Here is a 6,562-nt window from a genome sequence, read left to right on the forward strand (position 1 = left end):
TTATGCGAGGTGTTTAGGTAAAACAAATTCAATATACTTTTCCGGGTCGTTCTGCCAGTTAATGCTGGCTTTGCTACCATAGATCAGTTGCAAGCGTTCGTGGGTGTTTCGGATACCAAAACCACTCATTGGCCCATCCGGAAAACTGGGGCCGTTGTCGTAAACACGGATGCTGATTTTATTAAATTCCAATTCGAAAACAACAATCCGGACTTCACCATTTTCCAATAGTTTTGAAACGCCGTGCTTTACTGCATTTTCTACCAGCGGTTGAATCAGTAGCTGTGGTATCTGTACCGATTTCAACTCTTCCGGGCATTCAAGCGAATAAGCGAGCCGCTCGCCAAAACGCACCTTTTCAATATTGAGGTAGGTCTCAACGGCTTTTAATTCGTCGGAAAGAGGGTTGGTTTGCTTTTGTTCGCGGTTGATCGAGTATTTGAAAAAATCGGAAAGCGACAGAGCCATTTGCTCGGTTTTCTTTGGATCGATGGAAGCCAGGCTGGCAATTGAATTTAGAGAATTATACAGAAAATGCGGATTGATCTTCGCCCGCAACGACTGCAGTTCTGCTTTCCGGTGCATCTCACTCATCCGGGCCAGTTCCACATCTTTTTGGTTGATGATACTTTCTGATTTCCTGTTAAAGAAAATGAAGAATACTCTAAAAATCGCGATCAATATAAATACAGTCTTAGTCGAAAGTAAAATAGTAACAACATCAAATGGATTCTTGGATTTATCGGTCTCCACAAAAAGTAAGAATAAAATCAATATCAATGTTGTAGGAACAAGCAGGGTTGTCACAAACGGAAACAAAATCGAAACTACTAGTGATTTATTATCCTCCAGTATCTTTTTCTCAGCAAAATATATAATCACAATTGAAGCAAAACTAACCGCCGCGAATATTAAAAGCACTTTTATAAGCTCCTTCGACAAAGCTGCATATAAAGTGGTAATAATAGAAGAATTAGGAATCAAGTATGACAGAAACAGATTTAAAGAAAGGTAAAGAAGTGCCGTAAACAATACCCAACAACCTTGTTTAAAATACTCCCAAAAAACATAATTGTGACGTTTGAAAACTCCTCGATTAAGAAGAAATATAAAAAACAAAGTAGTAATCAATATTGAAAGAATATTAGTAAGGAGTGCTATCGATGTTGCATATTTTAACTTCGCAGGATTTAGGGGAATTTTACGCTTATCAACAACCTTCTTTGATCTGGATGTCTTTAACTTTTCATCATACTTAGCGGAATAAACCTCCCGAATAACATGAAAATCAACGAAATTATCAACCACAACGTTTTCTGGTGTTGTCACGGTAAAAACACTTAATGGAAGCTTGGTCATTAATTCAGGTGTTTGAGAGTAATTCACCAAACTCCTTATTACATGGTAATACAGAATTTGATTTCTTTCTTCAGCCTTAACTCCTTCGGGAATATTGATTGGCTGAGTTGTTAAAATGATTTCCTGGTTATTGTGATTTCCAAGGCGTACTCGGGGATAGGCTTCACTATCCGGTTTATTTATTTCCAGAATCAGGTTGCAAGTTCCTTCCTGAATTAGGTACACCTCCCATTTATCAATATAGAGATTAAGGCTATCTATAAGTTGCTGAACAAAAGCAGAGTCGCCCGATGTAAGGTTTCCATCAAGCCGGATAAGAATATTTGAATAATACCTGGTTGGTACCTCTTTCGTAACAAAATACTTTTCGACTATATCTTTTACCTCTTTTTTAGTTAAATCTTTCTGTGCAGATGCCGAGGTAGACAGAAATGCAAATGCGAAGAAAAGAATTATCCAATATTTCATAACAGGTTGATTAGAAGTTTTAGTTAAAGAAAGCAAGTGAATTTCTATTCTGAAAATTTATTATGATAAGATGCAGTACCAAAAGGACAAAGTGCAAAGAAGGCTTTTTTTATCATAAAAAAACGGAAACACCGACTGGCGGCATTTCCGTTGCAATTCTATTGTAATTGAATTGTTAGGTTTACTTTTCAGCTTTGAAGAGCTCTTCTTCTTTTACCACTTTTACCAGCATACTGTCTTTCAGCGTACGGTTTATCGCGTTGTAAGGCGCAGTAATAACCTGATCACCTTCAGCTAAACCTTTCAGAATTTCAATGCTAGCGTTGTCCTGAATACCGGTGGTTACTTCCACTTTCTTAGCCCGGTCGCCGTTCAAAACAAACACTACCTCCTGTTTTTCCTCGCGCGTTGCACTTTCTTCGGTGGTTTCGGTGGGTGTTGTGGTCTCTGTCTCTTCGGCAATCTCTTCGGTACCGCCGCCTTCTTTTTTAATGCGGGTGGTAACGGACGATATCGGCACCGAAATCACATTATCGCGGGTCTCTGTCAAAATATCAACCGTAGCTGACATTCCGGGACGGAACGGATAACGGTTGCCTTCTTCCGGCTTAATCAGATCGGCGTAAGAATCCTTCAAAAGCAGCACCTTTACATCGAAGTTGGTCACCTGGTCGGCAGTGGTTCCAGTGGTACTCGCCGAGTTGGCGATTTCGGTTACAATCCCTTTGAACTTGCGGTTCAGGTAAGCATCCACTTCCACCAGCGCGGTATCGCCTTTCATTACCTTTACAATGTCGTTTTCGTTCACCTCTACCTGCACTTCCATTTTTTCAAGATCGGCCACCGTCATCATATCGGTTCCCGACATCATGCTGGTTCCAACCACGCGTTCGCCTTTTTCAACGTTCAAAGCCGAAATGGTTCCCGGAATCGGTGCATAAATCTTGGTTTTGGTCAGCTGTTCCTGTGCTTCCGACAACGAAGCTTCAGCACTGCGAACTGAATATTCGGCGGCCATCACTTCCGACTCGGCCACTTTGTAAGCAGCTTCTGCGGTTTCAAATTCAGCCACCGGAATGGTTCCCTTGTCATAAAGTTCTTTCGATCGTTTGTACGAAAGTTCCCGTTCAATCAGCTGGGCTTTGGCCTGGGCCAACCGGGCTTTCGCAGAATTCACTGCAGCTTCGGAGCGGTTTACTGCCGAAATGTAAATCTCGGGTTTGATCACACAAAGCAGTTTGCCCTGGGCAACTTCATCGCCTTCTTCCACATACAATTCCACGATCTCACCCGCAACATCGGGGCTGATCTTCACCTCGGTTTCCGGCTGAATTTTTCCGTTGGCAGTTATAAACTCGGTAATGGTTTTACTTTCCACTTTCTGTGTGGCCACGCTGATGGTAAAGTCTTCACCAAACCACCCTTTTTTCTTTCCTATCACAAGGAAAATAATCGCAACAACCACAAGTCCGATAAGATAAGGCAGGATTTTCTTTTGCTTCATTCTGAAGTAGTTTTTTTATAGGTCAGCAATTGGTCTCTAAAATTACAAGAAAAAACAACTTGCCAATAAATATCCTGAATCTGTTTGCCGGCTTACTCTTTTATCAGCATCCGGGCAGTCAAACGGCTGTGTTGTTCCAGGTAAATATCTTTTTCTTTTACCATCCAGTCGAGTACATCTTCGGTGTAATGACGTATGGTAACCAGCGTTAACCCGGTATTGTACCTGATTTTATAGTGTTCCGAAAGTTCGCCAAACACTTCTTCCAGGTCTTCGTCGGTTGCATCGGCTACAATGTTCAGGTCGATGGCTGACTGTTGCATCAGCGTTACCTTGATCAGTTTTCCGATCAGGAAATTCACCACACGGTCGATGTCGTTGATCGAAATAATCGAAAAATCTTTGGCCGACAAGGTGATCAACACCTGGTTTTCTTTCAAAATAAAGATCGGTGGCAATTCAATCCGGTGATCGATTTTGTGAATAACGGTTCCTGGATCATCGGGCGAAACAAAAGAGCGTACCAACAAGGGGATGCCTTTATTGTGCAAGGGCTGCATGGTCTTCGGGTGAATTACTTTGGCTCCCGAGTGCGTCATTTCCACCGCTTCTTTATACGACAACTCGCTGATAAACACCGAATCCTTCATTTTTTTCGGATCGGCACTCATGATTCCCGGTACATCTTTCCAGATCGAAACACTCTCGGCTTCCAGAACACTTCCCAAAATAGCGGCAGTGAAATCGGAACCCTCCCTTCCCAGAGTAGTGGTCATGTTGGTGCTGGTCGATGCCATAAACCCTTGTGTAATATACACCTGTGTATCGCTGAAATTAAAATCTTCCTTTACCAGCTCGTCGGTCCATTCCCAATCCACTTTGGCATCGCGGTAAGTATCGTTGGTTTTCAGGCTGCTGCGCACATCCATCCATTTGTTAGGCTGCCCCGCTGCATTCATATAATCACTTACAATGCGGGTCGAGATCAGTTCACCGTAACAAATTATCTGGTCGTATTCAAAGTTGTAATCGTACGCGGGGCGGGTTTTCAGTTTGTGCTCCAACTCGTTGAACAACTCATACACTCCCTGTGGCATGCCTTTTTCGCCAAACAGTCCTTCGATCACTTCCATGTGATACTCTTTGAACTGCTTTGCAATCTCCCACTTCCGATCGCTTTGATCGTAATACGCTCTCACCAGCGTTTCCAACAGGTTGGTGCTGTTTCCCATGGCCGAAATTACCACAGCCAGTTGTTCAGGTTCACGCTGAATAATATCACAAACATTTCTTACAGCCCCGGCGCTTTTTACCGAAGCTCCTCCAAACTTGAATACTTTCATCTTACATTAATTTGTTTCCGGTGGTTTTAATCGAAACGGGCAGTCCAATATTTTTATTCTGTTCAAATCTGCTTTCTGCCTGTTTCATGTACCTCTTATTTTGTAGTTACTGATTGATTCATTGCAATCTTTATGCAAATCTAATTTTTTCGGGCATATTCTGAATCGATCCGAAACGATGATTTCTTTTCGGTGGAAAATAGTTATTTTAGGTAGCATTCAAAAATTAAGCAAAATGAATTTATCATCCACAACAACACTGAACAACGGCTTGAAAATGCCCTGGCTGGGACTGGGAGTGTTTTTATCAAAAGAAGGAACGGAAGTGGAAAATGCAGTAAAAGTGGCGCTTGCCAACGGCTACAAAAGCATTGACACCGCAGCTATTTATAAAAATGAAAGGGGTGTTGGGAAGGCCATCCGCGAAAGTGGTATTCCGCGCGAAGATATTTTTCTGACGTCCAAAGTGTGGAACGCCGACCAGGGCTATTCCACCACCATGGCGGCTTTTGAGGAGAGCCTGGAGAAATTGCAGACCGATTACCTCGATCTGTACCTGATTCACTGGCCCAAGGGAGAAAGATCGAAAGAAACCTGGAAAGCAATGGAGGAACTTTATCAAAAAGGCAGAATGAAAGCAATCGGTGTCAGCAATTTTCTGGTGCATCATTTAGACGATTTTCTGCCACATTGCAAGGTAATGCCAGCGGTTAACCAGGTAGAGTTTCATCCCGAACTCATTCAGCCCGATCTGCTGGCTTACTGTCAAAAGAAAGGCATCCAGCTCGAAGCCTGGTCGCCCATTATGAAAGGACGGGTAAACGATGTTCCCCTTATGCAAGAGCTGGCGGCCAAATACGGAAAAACTCCGGTTCAGATCGTACTTCGCTGGGACATTCAGAAAGGCGTGGTCACCATTCCCAAATCCGTAACACCGGAGCGGATCATTGCCAATGCGGCTATTTTTGGTTTTGAGCTTTCGCCCGAAGACATGGACAAAATCGATGCACTCGACCAGAACAAGCGCATCGGAGGACACCCGGATCATATTACGTTTTAGGAAGTGAGTACCATGATAAAACACAAAGGATGTAGATTTAAGACCCCTCCCAACCTCCCCAACGGGGAGGAGATTGGCAGCTAACCACTTGTTACGACAAAGTCCCCCTTTGGGGGATTTAGGGCGTCAACAACATTATGAATGGACAACAACGATAAAAATAAACGACCAGGCTGGCATACTGCAAATGCTGATTTCTATCGACAATACAGTGATGCAAGAAGATACTTGCTATTGTCTATGACTTCTTCGGAAAAATTGCTATGGCAGCAACTTAGGGGCAAAAAGTTAGGAGTAAAATTCAGACGGCAACATGTAATTGAAACGTTTATACCCGATTTTGTAGCTTTGTCTATTAAATTAATCGTTGAAGTGGATGGTAAAATCCATTTAAAACAAAAACACAGAGACAAAGAACGAACAGAATTTTTGGAAATGATGGGATACAAAGTGATCCGGTTTACCAACGAAGAAGTCGAAAGCGATATCGATGAAGTTATCAGAAAAATAAAATTAAATATTGAATTATTGACTTCTCCCAACCTCCCCAACGGGGAGGAGATTGGCAGCTAACCACTTGTTACGACAAAGTCCCCCTTGCGGGAATTTAGGGGTCAAAAAAACTGAACCTTTCGTAGAGATCAAATATGAACTAACTGATAAGGAAAAATTGAAAAATGAAATTGTCAGATAAAGCAACAAAGAGCATCCCTCCCAACCTCCCCAACGGGGAGGAGCCAGACTATTAACTATTTGTAGCAACAAAGTCCCCCTTTGGGGGATTAAGGGGGTCAAAATGTCTTGTCCTAAAATAGGTTTACACAAAAA

The 6,562-nt window shown here is 42.5% G+C and carries 5 protein-coding genes; 2 read left to right on the forward strand and 3 right to left on the reverse strand.

Annotation, left to right across the window (positions count from 1 at the left end; translation table 11 throughout):
- From INQ51_RS22390 to INQ51_RS22400, 3 genes are all read right to left on the reverse strand, one after another.
- Complete coding sequence (locus INQ51_RS22390; protein WP_233380222.1) at positions 1-1,827, reverse strand: sensor histidine kinase; 1,827 nt, start codon at positions 1,825-1,827, stop codon at positions 1-3.
- Positions 1,828-2,008: 181 nt separating this feature from the next.
- On the reverse strand, positions 2,009-3,331 hold the full coding sequence (locus INQ51_RS22395) for an efflux RND transporter periplasmic adaptor subunit (RefSeq protein ID WP_233380223.1): 1,323 nt from the start codon (positions 3,329-3,331) through the stop codon (positions 2,009-2,011).
- 92 nt (positions 3,332-3,423) lie between these two features.
- On the reverse strand, positions 3,424-4,674 hold the full coding sequence (locus INQ51_RS22400; RefSeq protein WP_233380224.1) for an aspartate kinase: 1,251 nt from the start codon (positions 4,672-4,674) through the stop codon (positions 3,424-3,426).
- Positions 4,675-4,909: 235 nt separating this feature from the next.
- Here INQ51_RS22400 and INQ51_RS22405 point away from each other — a divergent pair, with 235 nt between their 5' ends.
- Entirely contained in the window at positions 4,910-5,734 is an 825-nt protein-coding gene (locus INQ51_RS22405) for an aldo/keto reductase (protein ID WP_233380225.1), read from the forward strand.
- 141 nt (positions 5,735-5,875) lie between these two features.
- Positions 5,876-6,307: an endonuclease domain-containing protein gene (locus INQ51_RS22410; protein WP_233380226.1), complete on the forward strand. Its 432-nt coding sequence runs from the start codon at positions 5,876-5,878 to the stop codon at positions 6,305-6,307.
- Positions 6,308-6,562 lie beyond the last annotated feature (255 nt).

Source organism: Maribellus sp. CM-23, assembly GCF_021354595.1.
Classification (GTDB): Bacteria; Bacteroidota; Bacteroidia; order Bacteroidales; family Prolixibacteraceae; genus Draconibacterium.

What these genes read in the sequence shown, in the direction of transcription:
- INQ51_RS22390 (WP_233380222.1), bottom strand. Translation starts at nt 1,827, where the DNA reads ATGAAATATTGGATAATTCTTTTCTTCGCATTTGCATTTCTGTCTACC.
- INQ51_RS22395 (WP_233380223.1), bottom strand. Translation starts at nt 3,331, where the DNA reads ATGAAGCAAAAGAAAATCCTGCCTTATCTTATCGGACTTGTGGTTGTT.
- INQ51_RS22400 (WP_233380224.1), bottom strand. Translation starts at nt 4,674, where the DNA reads ATGAAAGTATTCAAGTTTGGAGGAGCTTCGGTAAAAAGCGCCGGGGCT.
- INQ51_RS22405 (WP_233380225.1), top strand. Translation starts at nt 4,910, where the DNA reads ATGAATTTATCATCCACAACAACACTGAACAACGGCTTGAAAATGCCC.
- INQ51_RS22410 (WP_233380226.1), top strand. Translation starts at nt 5,876, where the DNA reads ATGGACAACAACGATAAAAATAAACGACCAGGCTGGCATACTGCAAAT.